The sequence below is a fragment of the Nocardia sp. NPDC041819 genome (assembly GCF_055590505.1).
The window spans coordinates 67276-83807 of record NZ_JBVJAP010000010.1 but is presented as its reverse complement, the minus strand read 5'-3'; the positions used below and the strand labels follow the sequence as shown (position 1 = coordinate 83807).

The window sequence follows — 16532 nt, the reverse complement described above, 5'->3', positions numbered from 1 at the left end:
CGGGCCTGCTACCGCGCGGCGCGTGCCGCGAAAGCCGCCGCCACTAGGACCGTGCTGCCCTCGGCGATCGCGGTGCCGCCCAGCGCGTGCGCCGCGCTGGTCACCGTGCTGCCCGCGAGGCCGAGGAACAGCGAGCCGAAGGTGGCGATCCCGACCACGATGCCCAGTTGCACGTTGGTCACCAGGATGCCGCTCGCGTCCGCGGCCGAAGTCATCGGGACCTTGGCCAGCGTGCGGGTCATCAACGGACTGAACGCGATGCCGTTGCCCGCGCCGCACAAGCCGAGCAGTGTCAGCGCCAGCGGCCCGACCTCGGCGCCGTCGCGCAGCAGCGCGCCGAGGGCCACCATGCTCACCGCGCCGAGAACCAACCCCAGCGGGATCATCGCCGGGTGGAAACGAGCCGGGATGCGCTCCCAGTTCAGGCTGGCGACGGCGAAGGTCACGCCGAGCGGGACGAACAGCAGGCCCGCGTGCAGGGCGCTGTAGCCGAGCGTGCTCTGCAAGTGGATCGCCATGACGAACATCCAGCCGCCGAAGGTCGCCATGATCACGAACAACGCGACCGCGGCGGAGATCAGACCCGGTGCGGTGAGCACCGCCCGCGCGAACAGGGGTTCGCCGCCACGTGCGGCGACGATTCGCTCGATCATCACGAACAGCCCGAAGCCGATCACGCTGGCGATCAACGCGATCCACGACCACATCGGCCAATCCATCTCGCGCCCGAGCGCCAGGGGCAACACCAGCAACAGCACCGAGGCGGTGAGCGTGGCCAGCCCGGGCAGGTCGAGCCGCCGCTCCAGGCGCCGGGCCGAGGGCGGCAGGATGCGCGGTGCCGCGACCAGCAGCGCGACGCCGATCGGCACGTTCACCAGGAACACTCCGCGCCATCCGCTGCCGAACAGGTCCGCGTTGACGATCAGCCCGCCCAGCACCTGCCCGGCGACCATGCCGCCGGAGATGATGGCCGAGTAGACGCTCAGCGCTCGCGCGCGGGCGTGACCGGTGAAGGTGCGCTGGATGAGCGTCATGATCTGCGGCACCATCGCGGCCGCGCCGATGCCCTGGGCGAACCGGAAGACGATCAGCGAGGTCTCGTTCCAGGCCAGTCCGCAAGCCAGCGAGGCGAGGGTGAACAGCGCCAGTCCGGCGACGAACGCGCGGCGCTGGGTGAACCGGTCGCCGAGCCGTGCGCCGGTGACCAGCAGGACGGCGTACGCGATGACGTAGCCGGCGACGATCAGCTGCAGGGCCGCGCCGCTGGTGTGCAACGAACCCCGGATGGAGGGGATCGCGACGTTGACGATGGAGGAATCGAGCACCGCCATGAACTGGCCGGTGAGGATGACGGCCAGGACGGCGAGCGAGTGCCGCGCTCCCAGCGCGGCGGGTGAGGCGGCCGGAGCGGCGGCGGGCGTCGTTGCCGCCGCCGGACCCGGCGATATGGTCTGTGTCATGCTCCGAGCATGCGGTGCGCCGGGCACCGGTAACAGGAGCCCGTTGACACTGGTACCGGCAGCACCAGGCTGAGCGTGTGCCGCAAGGGAATACCGGAGCATTTGGTACATATCCGGCACTGTGTCCGGCGTCACAGACACCTACCTCCGCTATCGCCCGCCCGAAGTACTTAGGCGAGCTAACGTGTTTGGTGAACGCGCGTTCCCGGAGGAAGGAGGTCGTCGTGGCACTCGAAACACGCGGGGAGCGGCTCATGCGCCGCATCACCCGGCTGTACGCGGAAAACGACGACATTCGCAACGCCACCCCGCGTGCGGAGGTCGCCGAGAAGCTTCGCGAGCCCGGCGCGGGGCTCGCCCAGATGGTCGAGACGGTCATGGTCGGCTACGCCGACCGGCCCGCCCTCGGCACGCGCGCGACCGAACTCCGCACCGGCGAGACCGGCCGCACGACGCTGAGCCTGCTGCCGGAGTTCGACACGATCCCTACGGCGAGCTGTGGGAGCGCGTGCGCGCCGTGGCCGCCGCATGGCACGGTGATGCGCGCGAGCCGCTCCGAGCGGGCGATTTCGTAGGCATTCTCGGCTTCACCAGCAGCGACTACACCACTCTCGACCTGGCCTGCATCCACTTGGGGCTGGTTGCGGTTCCGCTGCAATCCAGCGCGCCGGTCGCCCAGCTGTCGGCGATCGTCGAGGAGACCGCGCCGCGGGTGCTCGCCGCGACCCCGGAGCTGCTCGACGCCGCGGTGACGTGTGCGCTGTCGCAGGCCGGGCCGCACCGGCTGATCGTCTTCGACTACCACCCGGGAGACGACGACCAGCGCTCGGCGTTCGAAGCGGCCCGCGCCCGCCTGGCCGAGGCGGGCAGCTCCGTGCTCGTGGAACCGCTCGACGAGGTGCTCGCACGAGGTAGGTCGCTGCCGCCCGCGCCGCTGTTCGCCGCCGAGTCGGGTGCGGACCCGCTGGCGCTACTGATCTACACCTCGGGCAGCACCGGGACCCCCAAGGGGGCGATGTACTCCCAGCGGCTGGTCGCCAGGGGATGGGTGAACCGGCGCGATGTCGCCGCGATCAACCTCAACTACATGCCGATGAGCCACGTGGCCGGTCGCGGGTCGCTGACCGGCGTACTGGCCCGCGGCGGCACCGCCTATTTCACCGCCAAGAGCGATATGTCCACGCTCTTCGACGACATCGCGCTGGCGCGGCCCACCGAGCTGTTCTTCGTTCCACGGGTGTGCGACATGATCTTCCAGCGCTTCCGTGGCGAGGTGGATCGGCGCGACGGGCCGGGCGTCGACCGGGCCGCGCTGGAAGCGCAGGTGAAAACCGAACTGCGCGAGCACTTCCTCGGTGGACGCATGGTCATGGCGATCTGTGGAAGCGCGCCGGTGTCGGCGGAGATGAAATCGTTCGTCGAGTCGGTGCTCGAGCTGGAACTGCACGACGGGTACGGGTCCACCGAGGCGGGCGGCGTCGTTGTCATCGACGAACGGGTGCAGCGGCCGCCGGTGCTCGATTACAAGCTCGCCGACGTCCCCGAGCTGGGCTACTTCCGGACCGACAAACCGCATCCGCGCGGTGAGCTGCTGCTGAAGAGCACCACCCTGATCTCCGGCTACTACGCGCGACCGGAGCTCACCGCCGAGATCTTCGACGACGAGGGCTTCTACAAGACCGGCGACATCGTCGCCGAACTCGCCCCGGATCGCCTGGTCTACGTCGATCGGCGTAACAACGTGCTGAAGCTCTCCCAGGGCGAATTCGTCGCGGTCTCGCACCTGGAGGCGATCTATGCGACCAGTCCGCTGATCCAGCAGATCTTCGTGTACGGCAGCAGCGAACGCGCGTATCTCCTGGCCGTGATCGTGCCCACCGAGGACGTGCTCGGCTGGGGCGACCTCGAGAAGATGAAGACGGCGCTGAGCGAATCGCTGCGACAGCTCGCCAAGGACGCCGAACTGCAATCCTATGAGATCCCGCGCGATTTCCTGATCGAGCCGGAGCCGTTCACCACCGCCAACGGTTTGCTGTCGGGCATCGGAAAGTTGCTACGCCCCAAGCTGAGAGAGCGGTACGAGCCGCGCTTGCAGCAGCTGTACGCCGACCTGGACGCCGGGCAGGCGAACGAACTGCTCGACCTGCGCCGCACCGCGGTCGATCTGCCCGTGCTCCAGACGGTCGGCCGCGCGGCGAAGGCCGTGCTGGGCTGCGCGGACGCCGATCTGCGTCCCGACGCGCACTTCACCGATCTCGGCGGCGATTCGCTGTCGGCGCTGTCGCTGTCGAACCTGCTGCACGAGATCTTCGATGTCGAGGTGCCGGTGTCGGTCGTGATCAGCCCGGCCAACAATCTGCGCGAGGTGGCGGATTACATCGCGGCCGTGCGTGTCTCGGGTGGACGAGGTGCCACCTACACCACGGTGCACGGTGCCGGGCCGCAGGTGCGTGCCGCCGATCTGACGCTCGACAAGTTCCTCGACGCCCGCACGCTCGCCGCGGCGCCGTCGCTGCCGCGCCCCACGGAGACCGCGCGGACGGTGCTGCTCACCGGCGCGAACGGCTACCTCGGGCGTTTCCTGTGCCTGGAGTGGCTGCGGCGGATGCACGACACCGCAGGCACACTCGTCTGCCTGGTCCGTGGCTCCGACGCCGCCGCGGCGCGCCAACGCCTCGACAGCGCTTTCGACACCGGGGATCCCACGCTGGTCCGGGAATTCCGCGAGCTGGCCGCCGCGCATCTCGAGGTGATCCCCGGTGATATCGGGGAGCCGAACCTCGGCCTGGACGATCGGACGTGGGATCGGCTGGCCGACCGCGTCGACCTGATCGTGCATCCCGCCGCGCTGGTCAATCACGTGCTGCCGTACCGGCAACTGTTCGGCCCGAACGTGGTCGGCACCGCCGAGTTGATCCGCCTCGCCCTCACCACGCGGCTCAAGCCGTTCACCTACCTGTCCACGGTCGCCGTGGCCGCGCAGATCGATCCGGCCGTCTTCGCCGAGGACGGGGACATTCGCGAGATCAGCCCGGTCCGCGCGGTGGACGACAGCTACGCCAACGGCTACGGCAACAGCAAGTGGGCGGGTGAGGTGCTGCTGCGTGAGGCCAACGACCTGTGCGGACTGCCGGTGGCGGTGTTCCGGTCGGACATGATCCTCGCCGACCGGCGCTACGCCGGCCAGCTCAATGTGCCGGATATCTTCACCCGGCTGCTGCTGAGCCTGATCGTCACGGGGATCGCGCCGTTCTCCTTCTACCGCACCGACGCCGACGGCAACCGCTCGCGCGCCCATTACGACGGCCTGCCCGCCGATTTCACCGCGGACGCGATCACCGCCCTCGGCGCGACGGCCGGCACCGGCTTCCAGAGTTTCGATGTGCTCAACCCGCACGACGACGGCCGCTCGCTCGACGAGTTCGTCGATTGGCTGATCGCCGCGGGCCACCGGATCGAGCGGATCGCCGACTACCAGGAGTGGTTCACCCGGTTCGAGACCGCCCTGCGGGCGCTCCCGGAATGGCAGCGCCAGGCCTCCGTCCTGCCCTTGCTGCACGCGTATCGGCGACCGGCCCCGGCTGTTCGCGGCTCGGCACTTCCCGCGGAGGGGTTCCGCTCCGCCGTGCGAGCCGCGAAAATCGGCGCCGAGCACGATATTCCGCAGATATCGCGAGAACTCATCGAGAAATACGCGACGGACCTGCAATTGCGGGGCCTGCTGTAGAAGTCAGGACGGCCTCGGCACGGCATCCAGCAGAGCGTTGCCGATTCGTTCGGCTTGGACCAAGATGTTCGTCTGCGCCGAGATGTAGTCGCCGATGCCTTCGTCCTGGGCGGCCCGCAGATACGGCGGCAGCGGTTGCTGGATCTCGGTGTGGATGACGTTGTCGAGCAGCGGCTCCATGTCGCCGCGCAGCGGATTCCCGGTCGCCGCCTGGTTGTCGAGTTCGAGCCGGCCGCCGTCGGTGCTGTAGTCGTAGAGTTCGAACTCCTGCTCGCGCGTCGGATCGATCTGGATCCGGCCGTGCACCCATTGGGAATAGGACGCGAACTTCGCCTCGGCGGTGCGCACCATCGCGACGTGGCCGGGGGCGTCCTGGTTGAACAGGATCGCGGCTTCCTCGATCGACGCCTCGTCGGTCGTGTGCGCGACCCACGGACGGCCCGCCGCGCCCGCGTCGCGGCAGAGCGCGGCGATGTCGAAGCGTCCGCTGAGATGTTCGTAGCGTCCGTCGCCGCGCCATTCGTTGCCGCCGGTGCCGATGGTGAGCAGTAGGGGAGTGAAGTCGACGCTGGAGGTGAGCTGGTCCCTGGTGGTCGTGCCGTCCACCGGGCTCAGGTATCCGCGCGGGTCGTGTACGTAGAGCGGCACCCGCAGCGCCTCGTCGTAGGCGGCGCCGCCTTTGCCGTGCAGGCCGTGGGAACCGGCGTAATCGCCGTGGTCGGAGGTGAAGACGACGACGGTGTTGGCGGCGACATCGGGACGGGAGTGCAAGGTGTCGAGCACGCGACCGATCTGGATGTCGACCTGCTGCTGCGCCCACAGATACAGGTTGCGCATCTCGATCCAGGCCTGCATGGCTTCCGGTGTCCCGTAGGGCGCCACCCCGAACGCCACCGCCGAGACCTCGACCAGCGCCATCTGCAGGCGGGGCTTGCGCGAGAGCTGTTCGAGGGATTCGAAGTTGGGCGGCAGTTCGTTCATCCACCGCGGGATGTCGGCGTTGAATTGGTCGCGCCGGGTCCAGCGCGGCCACCACTGGATGTCGTGCGGGTTGACCAGCGACACCGTCGTACACCATGGCGCGGCGCCGGAATCGTTGTGGAACCAGTCGGCGAACTGGTCGACGATCTTCGGGTCCGCTTGCACCCCTTGCCCCGGCGCGCCGTTCGGGGAGGGATAGGTGCCGCCGTGGAAACCGTAGGCTTCCAGCGCGCCCGGGGTGCGATCCGGGTAGCTGCCGAGATGCCACTTGCCCCAGTACGTGGTGTCGTAGCCGTGGTCGCGCAGCATCGATCCCCATGTCGGGAAAAGGGGCGACAAGGTCGACTCCGACACGACCATCACCCCGGTCTGCTGCGCGTAGAGGCCGGTCAGCAGGCAGCCGCGAGCGGGCGTGCAGTCGTTGGCCGCCGTGTAGTGATTCTCGAACGACACACTGCCCCGGCGGATCCGGGCGATGTTCGGCAGGACGGTGTCCAATGTCTGCTGATCGGGAAACCACACGGGCGTCCGCATCTCATCCACGATGATCACCAGGATGTTCGGCTTGTCCGGATCGGTGTCGGCACGCGCTCTGCCCGGAGCGGCTCCGGTCGAGACGGCGGCCGCGGCCGTCGCCGAGGTGGCCGCACTGGAGAGAAAACCCCTGCGAGTGAACGAGCTCGGCAATGTTCCTCCACGAATGAGTGATTTCGTCGGGCGAATGGAACGCGGAGAATCTCGGTGCTGTCACCGTAGCGCTGTCCGGATCGCGGTAGCCGAACTCCGGTGCGGACACGCCGCCAGGTTATCGCCGCAGGTGAGCCGGTCGGGGGACGCTTGCGACGGTGCGGAGTACGTCGTGAGAGCCGGAATCCGGGGTTACGGCAGGCCGACCAGATCGGCCATCACGTTCATGTGGTGGGCGAAGTAGTCCGCGCGGGCATCGATGATGCCGTTCAGCCGGCCGAAGACCTCGAAGTCGAGCAGGCCGAACAGCTGGGTCCACGCCACGAAGACCCGGTCGAGCACGTCCTCGGACAGGTCGGAGGACTGCTGCTCGATCAGGCGGCGCAGGTCGGCGTGCACGGGTGCGGGCAGCGCGGACGAAAGCGGCGGCGGCGCCAGTTCTTCCGCACCCGCCTGCGCGATGGCGACAAGCCGGAAGACCACGGCCGCGGCGGGCGCCACGGTGTCGTCCGGGGCGTCGTATCCGGGCACCGGACTGCCGTAGAGCAGGCCGTATTCGGCCGGATGAGCCTGCGCCCAGTCCCGCACGGACGAGCACACCGCCATCCACCGGCCGCGCAGATCGCCGGCGGGCAGCCGCGTGTCCGCAGCTTCGGCTTCGGCGGCGAGCGCTTGGTAGGCCTCCATGATCAACGCGGTCAGCAGGTCGTCGCGGCTCGGGAAATACCGATAGAGCGCCGAGGCGACGATCCCCATGTCCCGGGCGACCCCCCGCAGGGACAAGTTCGCGCCGTCCACCGCCAACCGTTTGCGCGCGGCCGCCTTGATCTCCTCGATCATCTCGGAGCGGACGCGGGCGCGCAGTGACTGGGCGGACATTCCTCCCAGTGTAGGGAACAAAGGACGGAGAAGAGAACGTCGGCACAGAGTGTGAACAGTGTTCTTGACTCAGATAGGTGTTCTGACTTAGGCTCTAGCTGTCAATTAGAGAGCAGTGTTCTCTATAAAGAACGTCAGACAGGTTGGAATGCCATGTCCCTGCACGTCGTCATCGGAGCCGGTCCGGTCGGAACGGCCACGGCCCAGTTGCTCGCCGCACGCGGCAGCCGGGTGCGCGTGATCACCCGGCGCGGTAGCGGTCCGGACCACCCGCTGATCGAGCGCGTCGCCGCCGACGCCACCGATTCCGAGGCATTGATCCCGCACTGCGAGGGCGCGGAGGTCGTCTTCCAGTGCGCGCAGCCGCCGTATCATCGCTGGGCGACCGACTTTCCGCCGCTGGCCGCCGCCGCGTTGCGTGCGGCGGAAGCGACCGGCGCAGCGCTGCTCAGCGTCGGAAACCTGTACGGCTACGGACCGGTCGACGGTCCGATCAGTGAGCGGCACACACTGCGCCCCAACAGTGTGAAGGGGCGGGTTCGGACGGAAATATGGGCCGAGGCGCTTGCCGCGCACGAGGCGGGCCGCGTCCGCGCCGCCGAGGTGCGTGGATCGGACTACCTCGGCGCGGGAGCGAAATCGGCGTTCACCATGGTGGCGCTGCCCGCCGTGCTCTCGGGGCGCCGGGCGCAGTTCCCCGCCGATCCGGACGCCGCGCACAGCTGGACCGACGTCGGTGACACCGCTCGCACGCTGGTCGCGGTCGCCGCCGACGAAAGTGCGTGGGGCCGAGCATGGCACACGCCGACCGCGCCGCCCATGTCCATCCGTGAACTGGCCGGACTGGCCGCGACGGTGGCGGACGCGCCCCCCGCGCGCGTGAGCCGGATGCCCATCGCGATGCTGTGGGCCGCAGGGCTGTTCGATCCCGCCGCCCGCGAGATGCGCGAGATGCGCTACCAGTTCGATCGCCCGTTCGTCATCGATTCCTCCGCCGCGACCGCGGCCTTCGGCATCGAACCGACACCGACCGCGGAGTCCCTGCGCGCGACGATCGCCGCGCTTCGCGCGGAAGAATCGGCGAGCATAGGCTGAGCAACGCGGGGCGTAGCGACGTCGTCTCGCGCCATGCGACCCCTATGTGTCGGCGCCGCGACGAAAGGCGTCCCCGCAACGACATCAACGGCGGGATCCGGTGTAGGTCGGCGGCAAATTACGCCCTGGCCAGGCGGTTTGCCAACCACGTTCCGATACCGCGAAGGGCGACGGCGGCCATGCCGGTCGGGCGATAGGTGAACCAGCAGCGTCGGTGGTAGGCCACCGAGGTCGCCGTAGAGGGGGGAGATATCGGGATCGGTCCGATCGGCGACGTGGCCGGCGTACGCCTGAATGAAGAACTCGTCGGCGTACAGTTTGCCGCCGGGAGATCGCCCGCTGAGGTCATAGGCGCCGAACTGCAGGAAGGCACCGGTGAACGGATCGGTCAGGCCCCGCTCTCGTAGCTCCTCCGAGTGTGCGGATCCGGCCTGCGGGTGGGTCAGTCCTTCACCGGATCGGCTCCCACGTGCTTGGTCACCGAATCACCGGCTTGCACTGTTTTCCACAGTTTCCGGTCGACCCGAACCTTCACGGTACTGCCGTCCGATAGCCGGACGGTCAAGCGCCGGTACAGGTTCGCCCCGTCGAACAACCCGCGCGACTTCTCGACAACCGTCCCCCGCCATTCCTGCTGTTGCATCGGTCGACTCCTTGTTTCGCTGAGCATTCACGCCACGGGATCCCGTACGACGTGATTCCAGTGTTTCCTGTCGCCGCCGCGGCGACATCCCCCGCAGGGGTGTATTCGCCTCGGCCGAAAGTCGGAGATCACCGTCGAAAGGACTACCGATCAGCGGGTGATGGCGTCGGCTGCCGTGCTCGAGCAGGCTACCGCCGCTGTTGTCGGTGATCGCCACCATGAGTTGCCCGGCGGCGATCCGGACGTCGACCTCGGCTCGATCGGCTCTCGCGTGGCGCAGGCCGTTTCTCTCAGCCGGCGTGCAGGACGCGAAAGCGATCGGGTCGCACCGGATCCCGGTCGACGACTTGGATCGGCGCTCGAGCCCATTGCCAAACGCTGATGCCTGGCGTGCGGGAGAACCGGATCATCCCGCGGGTGCCTTCGACTGCGACGCGCGGCCAGGATTCGGCGGTGCGGGCCCGGTCCGCGCCGTGCGAACGCAGCATGTCGGCGAGGACGGCCACCGTGTCGTAGCCCTCGAAGGCGACGAAGGAGGGCGCTTCGGTCAGCCGCTCGCGCAGGGTCTTCTCGACTCGGGCGCCGAGGGGGCCGAGGCGCTCGGGCAGATAGCGCAAGAACGGGATCGCGGCGCCGTCCTCGCCCAGTAACCTCGCCCATTCGGCGAACTCCGGTTGCCCGGCGGGAGCACCGATCATGATCTCGGCGAGGCGCTGGTCGCGGCGAACAGACTCCACGATCGACACTGCCTGCTCCGGGTAGCCGACCAGAAGAAGCAGAGCTGTCGCGCGATTGTCGGCGAGTTCATCGCACACCGACGTGGGGGTGAGCGCACGCATGTCGAGTTCGACGACGGTGCCGCCGCGTGGAGCGAGGTAGTCCCGCAGAATGCGGGCACCGGACGCCCAGTAGACGCTCGATTCCGCCGCCACGGCGATTCGGCTGTGGCCTGCGTTGAGCAGGAAGTCCGCGTAGATCCGCCAGCCCCGAGACTGCGCCGGGGCCAGGCGCGCGACCCATCGCGTCGGCTGTTCGGTGAGCGCGTCGAGAACCGCCGACGAGCAGAGGAAAGGCAGGCCGAGGGCGTCGGCCCTGGCGGCAGCGGCGCGAGCGACGACACTGTGATACTCGCCCGCCAAGGCAGCCACGCCGAGGCGAGCCAATTCGTCTACGGCAGCCGCGGCCCGCCGCGGATCAGCCGCGGTGTCTCGGACCACCAGCTCGAGTGGTCTTCCGGCGATCCCACCGGCCTCATTGACTTCGCCGACAGCCAGCTCGACTCCGGCGAGTAGGTGTCGGCCTGCCTCGGCCCAGCCGGGCCGGGTCAGCGGAGCGAGAGCGCCGATCCGGACCGATGATCCATCGGTCCGGATCGCTTCAGGCGGCGGCAGTGGCGTCTTCATGCGTCGGCGTCTCGCCCGCGGCGATTCGGTTGCGGCTAGTCCACAGCCCGGAATGGCACCGTCCGTAGTGCGTGTGCATCTCGATCTCGCCGTGGCGGGCAACCTGAACGACCATGCCGCACATTGGATCCAGCGTCCTCGCCGACAGGCAACCGATTTGTTTATGCGGGCAGGTGGCCGTAGCCGAAGATGTTGATGAAGTAGTTGCCGGGGATCAGTTGGTTCATCGTGTGCCACTGTCCCGCCGGGTCGCGCTGGTAGTAGCTCACCGGCAGCGAACCGACGTCGTAGCAGACGATGTCGGCAGTGCCGAACGGGCTCCAATAGGTGCTCGTACCGGGGCGGCCGGGTTCGAGCGGGGTGGTGAACAGGTGACTGCACGGGGTGATGCTCGGTTCGTAGATCGAGGGCGCGGCCGCGGTGGTCGGCGCGAGGCCGGCCATACAGATACCGCCCCATCCCACACACACCGCCGCGGTCAACGCACGAGGGACAAAACGTCCCATGTCGATTCTCCTCAACTATTCCGATCGGTAAGAGTGAGTACACGATAGTGGCAGGAAGCGAGGGCCGATAGCGCGTTGTCGGCGGGACGGCGGCACGGTGAATCCGGCCGCCACCGGGACGGATGCGGTGGGCCTCCGTGCCCTATGAGCGGCGCACCGCTACTACTCCTGCGCAGAAAGGTGCGGCGGAGCTGCGCACGATGGGCTTCGGGAATCGGTACTGACCTCGAAGACCGGGAACCGGCCTTCCGGGGGATGGGGCTGGAATCGCACGCGTACCGACCGGCCCGAAGACGAGGGGATCTCCCCTTCGAGCGATGTATAGACCCACGGGCCTTCGTCGAGTTCCACGATGGCGATCGTCAGCGGCACCAACCCGCCCTGCCTGTCGGTCGGGGCGCGATCCACCACCCGCCACGACACGACGGAACCGGTACCCATCGAGGGCACACGCTCGAGCTCGCCGGATCCGCAGGACGAACATCCGGACGCTATCGGCGCGAGCAGCTTGTCGCACCGCACGCAGCGGTAGATCATCAGCCTGTCATCCATGCTCAGTGTGCTGCCGCTCCCGACGGCATTCGGACTGTGCGTCACGTGGTTCGTGTGCATACGAGCTTCTCCGGAACGTTGCTGGCAACTTCCGCTCCAGACTCCCCCGATCAGCCACCTCGAGCGACGGTGGAATGACCCGGGGTATACCTGTTTTTCAGGATGGCCGGGCCGTAGCGATGGTCGGCTAGTCCGCGACGGGTTCCGGGGGCGCCACCCGCTGGTGGATGGTCAGCAGCAGATGGTCGAAGCGGGTGCGTTGCTGAACCAGCGCACCGCCCATCGCGACGATGTCGGCGACGAGCTGCTCGGCCAGCGTGCGGATCTTGACATTGGTCTCCTGCGAGCGCCAGCGCAGCACCCGGAACGCCTGATCGGCGTTGACGCCGTAGACGAACATCAGGACGCCCTTGGCCTGTTCGATCACCGCGCGCGCGTCGATCACGTCGGGCAGCAGGTCGTCGAGGGCTTCCTGGAGATTGCCCTCGAGTGTCTCGGTGACATCGATGAAGTAACCGGCGGAGCCGACCACAGTGCCTTGCTCGTCGAACAGCTGGTCGCCGATGACGATCACGTCGTGCGTGTCGCCCTCGGTGTCGATGATCCGGTGGCGGGTGCAGAACGGAGTCGCGGTCTCGATGGCGTCGGCGAGGGCCTCGGCGACCCGCTGGCGGTCGTCGGGGTGCTGGTGGTTCTGCAAGAGTTCGGTGGACGGCTCGACCTCGCCCGGTGCGTACCCGAAGATCCCGGCGGCTTCCTCGGACCATTCCCACCGCTGGTCCGCGAACCAGAACCGAAAGTTGCCGATATCGGGGCAACCGCCGAGCATCCTGCGCGCAGTCTCCCGCTCGCGTTGTCCCATCTCAGTCACCGGTCCAGTATGGCCCGAATACAACCCCAGGTCAGGCGGGGGGTGTGGCGTTGTGTGCCGCGCACCTCCCGGATCGGGGCCGCCGCGTCGCCGCGTAGGCGCGAAAAGTGAAACAGGAATGGCCGCGAACCCGGTCTTTTGGTATCCCGAAGAACGGGAAGGCTAGCGTCGACAGTGTCGTCGCTGACGATCCCGGTGTGCGGGGTCGGGGTCCGGCAGCACTCGGGCCAGCGTGACAGGACTCGATGACCGAACCCGGCCTACCGGGTTCCGGACGAGGAGACAACAGACCATGCCGAAGATCCTTTTCGTGATGACCGGAGCCGACCACTGGACGCTGGCCGACGGGACCCAGCACCCGACCGGCTTCTGGGCCGAGGAATTCGTGGTGCCCTTCGAGAAACTGAAAGCGGCGGGTTACGAGATCGTGGTGGCCACCCCGGGTGGCGTCGTACCGACCGTGGACAAGGGCAGCCTCGCGCCCGAGGCGAACGGCGGGCAGGAGAACGCCGATCATCGAGCGCACGTGATCGGCACGAGCGCCGAACTGAACAACCCCGTGGACCTGGCGGGGGTAAACCTCGCCGACTACGCGGCGGTGTTCTACCCCGGCGGGCACGGGCCGATGGAAGACCTCGCCGTCGACGCCGACTCCGGTCGGTTGCTCGCCGACATCCTGGCATCCGGCAAGCCGCTGGCGGTGGTGTGTCATGCGCCCGCGGCTCTACTCGCCGCGCAGGGAGAAGACGGAGCGAACATCTTCGCGGGCTACGCCCTGACCGGCTTCACCAACGCCGAAGAGACCCAGGCGGGCTTCGCGGACAAGGCCGAGTGGTTGTTGCAGGATCGGCTCGTCGCGATCGGAGCCGACTTCCGCGAGGGCGATCCGTGGGCCCCGAAGGTCGTCGTGGACCGCACGCTGATCACCGGCCAGAATCCGGCATCCTCCGCAGGCGTGGCCGACGAGCTGCTGAAAGCGCTTTCTTGACCGGTACCTGTCGGTCCGGCCGCTGAGCGGGCGCGGCGTGCGAATGCGACGGCACCGACGCAGCGCCCGCGGTCCGGGCGACGGACCTGTCAGGGGCGGTGACAGGCCGGTGGCAGGCGATATCCGCGGTCGGAAAGCAGCGCGCGCAGTACGTCCGGCCGGTTGGTGATCAGGCCGTCTACGCCGAGGTCGAGCAAGGCGTTCATGGTGGCCCGGTCATCGACCGTCCAAGGCACCACCCGCATGCCTCGGCGGTGAGCGGCGCGGACGAGGTCCATCGTGGTGAAAGGCTGGTAGTCCGGAGCGGTGACGGTGGCGTTCTGCGGAGTGCCGTGCACCGGTGAGACCGCGGCGGCGCCGATGGCGGCCGCCGCCGCGACGAACTTCTCCTGCAACGATCCAGGGAAGTCGTCGATATCCATGCCGCCAAGCCACGGGGAGCCGCCGGGTTCACCCGCACGCAACTTCGGCTGACCATCGGTCAAGACGATGATCGGCAGGTCGGGCGCTACCTCGCGCAGCCGTATGAGGGTGCCGAAGTCGAAACTCTGGATGGTGACCTGCCGCCCGATGCCCGCCCGGCGGATCTCCGCCACCACGACGTCCACGAACTGCTCACGCGGCGCGGTCTGCTCGGGGGCGGCTGCCTCGACCTTGGTCTCGATGTTCAGCTTCACCTGATCGGCGCGATACGCGCGCACCAGGTCGAAAACCTCCGCAAGCAACGGTATTCGCGCTCCCGGCGCTCTCCGCTGCCCGGGTTGCTCGGCGGACGGCACCGAGCCGCAGTCGATCGTCCGGACCTGAGCCAGGGTCAGATCCCGGATGTAGGTGGTTCCCGCGACATAGGGGAACTTCGGGTCGCCGGGAACGGCGGGTGTGGTGTCCACGCACTTCGCCGGATTCGGATCGCGGTCGTGCGTGACCACCGCATAGCCGTCCGCGGTGATCTGCACGTCCAACTCCAGCGTGCTCACCCCGAGCTCCAACGCGTTCGCGAACGCGGGCAACGTATTCTCCGCCACCAGCCCCAACCCGCCCCGATGGGCTTGCAGGTCGAACGCGGCCGGACCATCGGCCGCTCCCGGGGCCACGTCGACCGTCAGGACACCGGCCGCCATAACCCCTGCCACGCATATCCGCCACACCGGCCCATCCTCTCGCCGGACGGTAACACCCGGGCGAAGAAGCGACGATCGCGTAACTTCACCGCCGCCGCGGGCGGAACACAGATGTAGTTTCGGGCATTCGGAAAATGGCGGGAAAATCGCCACCGGCTGACATTCTCTGTCCGGCTACGCCATAATGATGGCCGTTCAAGATCTCGCCATGTGTCGAGGGCTCGGTAGCAGCTCTCCTGCGGGGGAAGGCCGGGGGTACGTGAATCGCTATCGGATATTTCTCAGCTATCGCAGGGATGGCACACACCACTTCGTCGGCCGGCTTCGAGCTACCTTCGAAAAGGAGCTTCCGGACGATCTGACCTTCTTCGACAGAGACTCCATCGATGTCGGGGTGCCCTTCCGCGAGGCGATCGTGCAAGCCATCGCCGGGTCGGCCGTGGTCATCGTGGTCATCGGATCGGAGTGGCTCAGCCCCCACAACAGGAGCCGGTTGCACGCCCCCGACGACCCGGTACGTATGGAAATCGAGACCGCACTGCGTCTGGGGAAGGTGATACTCCCTCTTCTGGTCGATGACGCCCGACTGCCCCACCCGGGCGAATTGCCGCCGAGTATCCGGAATCTGCTCGAGCACAACACGGCCAGGATCAGGTCGGAGGTGTATGACGACGACACCGACAGGCTGATCCGCATCGTCGACGGTCTGGTCGCCCAATCGGTCCCTGATCGCAGGGTCGAGAGCGGTACCGTCTTTCCCGATACCGGAGAGAGCGCCAGTAAATATCTCAACGTGGCGATCGCGGGCACAGCGATCCCGTTGTTCGTCTGGTTCGTATTCCGCGTGCACGGCGAACTGCGCGATCTGCTCTCGGTGCTCTTCGGTGTCTCCGTCGTCGCCGGACACTTCTACATGCTCAGTCGCGGCGACAAACTGGCGATCGATGCGGGCGGAGTCGAGGTCCGGAAAGTCGGCGTCGTCCACCGCTTCTCGTGGCGTGAAATCGACCGATTGGCGATTTATCCCACCGGGAAAAGTGTCTTCCTCGTCGCGCGTATGGTCGATCCGCTCGTGCAAGAGAAGTACAAGCAAACCGGCGGCTGGCCGCGCTGGGACGCGAGCACACGCCAACTCATCATTTGCGATCTGAAAGTCGAAGCCTACCGCAACACCGGGGGTAAAGACGGCGGGTCCATCTCCTTCACCACCGACCGATATTCGGGTGGGAGCGAATACGTATTGGAATCGGTGAAGCGCTACAGACCCTACGGCGGCTTCGGTGGCCTGCCACCGCCTACTCCGAACACGGATCCGATTCCGCGCAGATTGATCGGCGTGGCATTCGCTGTTGTGCTGGCCGTCCTCGTCACGCTGATGGCGGTGTCGGTCTCCCGATCGACGGATACCGGGCCGACCAGAAGCCGGCACGTCGGATCACAACCTGTGCAGACGATGCCGCCGGCAGTATGTGCTGCCGGTCAGGGGGAGGGCTGCGCCGAGTGCGATCCAGACGGCCAGGACGGTGAGGGCGTGGGTGGCGCCGTGGCCCTCGAAGAAGGCGGTGGAGCGCAGCAGGCGGCCGCCTGCTCCGGGCGGTAGCAACTGACCGAGGTTGCCG

Annotated in this window: 12 protein-coding genes and 1 pseudogene; 4 read left to right on the top strand and 9 right to left on the bottom strand. The window is 67.7% G+C overall.

Annotated features, from left to right (window positions below; translation table 11 throughout):
• Positions 1-8: 8 nt before the first annotated feature.
• On the bottom strand, positions 9-1460 hold the full coding sequence (locus tag ACZ6DL_RS25645; protein ID WP_466054818.1) for an MFS transporter: 1452 nt from the start codon (positions 1458-1460) through the stop codon (positions 9-11).
• A gap of 254 nt (positions 1461-1714) precedes the next feature.
• Between ACZ6DL_RS25645 and car the strand changes: the two are divergent.
• Positions 1715-5187: pseudogene (car, locus tag ACZ6DL_RS25640) on the top strand (carboxylic acid reductase).
• Positions 5188-5190: 3 nt separating this feature from the next.
• On the opposite strand, the gene ACZ6DL_RS25635 reads toward car, so the two are convergent.
• Together ACZ6DL_RS25635 and ACZ6DL_RS25630 are read right to left on the bottom strand one after the other, a co-directional pair.
• On the bottom strand, positions 5191-6855 hold the full coding sequence (locus ACZ6DL_RS25635) for a sulfatase-like hydrolase/transferase (protein WP_466054816.1): 1665 nt from the start codon (positions 6853-6855) through the stop codon (positions 5191-5193).
• A 192-nt stretch (positions 6856-7047) separates the two neighbouring features.
• Positions 7048-7734, bottom strand: coding sequence for a TetR/AcrR family transcriptional regulator (locus ACZ6DL_RS25630; protein ID WP_466054815.1), 687 nt, complete (start codon positions 7732-7734; stop codon positions 7048-7050).
• A 153-nt stretch (positions 7735-7887) separates the two neighbouring features.
• Between ACZ6DL_RS25630 and ACZ6DL_RS25625 the strand changes: the two genes are divergently transcribed.
• Complete coding sequence (locus ACZ6DL_RS25625; protein WP_466054813.1) at positions 7888-8829, top strand: NAD-dependent epimerase/dehydratase family protein; 942 nt, start codon at positions 7888-7890, stop codon at positions 8827-8829.
• A 442-nt stretch (positions 8830-9271) separates the two neighbouring features.
• Here the strand turns inward: ACZ6DL_RS25625 and ACZ6DL_RS25620 are convergent, their stop codons facing one another.
• The 5 genes from ACZ6DL_RS25620 to ACZ6DL_RS25600 form a co-directional block, all read right to left on the bottom strand.
• Positions 9272-9472 (bottom strand): DUF7489 domain-containing protein, encoded by a 201-nt coding sequence (locus ACZ6DL_RS25620; RefSeq protein ID WP_466054811.1) that lies wholly within the window; start codon positions 9470-9472, stop codon positions 9272-9274.
• A gap of 290 nt (positions 9473-9762) precedes the next feature.
• Positions 9763-10875, bottom strand: coding sequence for an ABC transporter substrate-binding protein (locus tag ACZ6DL_RS25615; protein ID WP_466054809.1), 1113 nt, complete (start codon positions 10873-10875; stop codon positions 9763-9765).
• A 161-nt stretch (positions 10876-11036) separates the two neighbouring features.
• Entirely contained in the window at positions 11037-11381 is a 345-nt protein-coding gene (locus ACZ6DL_RS25610) for a hypothetical protein (protein WP_466054808.1), read from the bottom strand.
• A gap of 162 nt (positions 11382-11543) precedes the next feature.
• The gene (locus ACZ6DL_RS25605; RefSeq protein WP_466055111.1) at positions 11544-11918 is read right to left on the bottom strand and encodes a Zn-ribbon domain-containing OB-fold protein; all 375 of its coding nucleotides are present in this window, start codon (positions 11916-11918) and stop codon (positions 11544-11546) included.
• Between the two features lie 202 nt (positions 11919-12120).
• On the bottom strand, positions 12121-12795 hold the full coding sequence (locus tag ACZ6DL_RS25600) for a PAS and ANTAR domain-containing protein (RefSeq protein ID WP_466055109.1): 675 nt from the start codon (positions 12793-12795) through the stop codon (positions 12121-12123).
• Positions 12796-13096: 301 nt separating this feature from the next.
• On the opposite strand from ACZ6DL_RS25600, the gene ACZ6DL_RS25595 reads away from it, so the two are divergent.
• Complete coding sequence (locus tag ACZ6DL_RS25595; RefSeq protein ID WP_466054806.1) at positions 13097-13792, top strand: type 1 glutamine amidotransferase domain-containing protein; 696 nt, start codon at positions 13097-13099, stop codon at positions 13790-13792.
• A gap of 89 nt (positions 13793-13881) precedes the next feature.
• Here the strand turns inward: ACZ6DL_RS25595 and ACZ6DL_RS25590 are convergent, their stop codons facing one another.
• Positions 13882-14925, bottom strand: a complete 1044-nt coding sequence (locus ACZ6DL_RS25590) for a glycerophosphodiester phosphodiesterase family protein (protein ID WP_466054804.1) — start codon at positions 14923-14925, stop codon at positions 13882-13884.
• 247 nt (positions 14926-15172) lie between these two features.
• Between ACZ6DL_RS25590 and ACZ6DL_RS25585 the strand changes: the two genes are divergently transcribed.
• A complete protein-coding gene (locus ACZ6DL_RS25585) occupies positions 15173-16513 on the top strand; it encodes a toll/interleukin-1 receptor domain-containing protein (protein WP_466054802.1) in 1341 nt (446 codons plus the stop codon).
• Positions 16514-16532 lie beyond the last annotated feature (19 nt).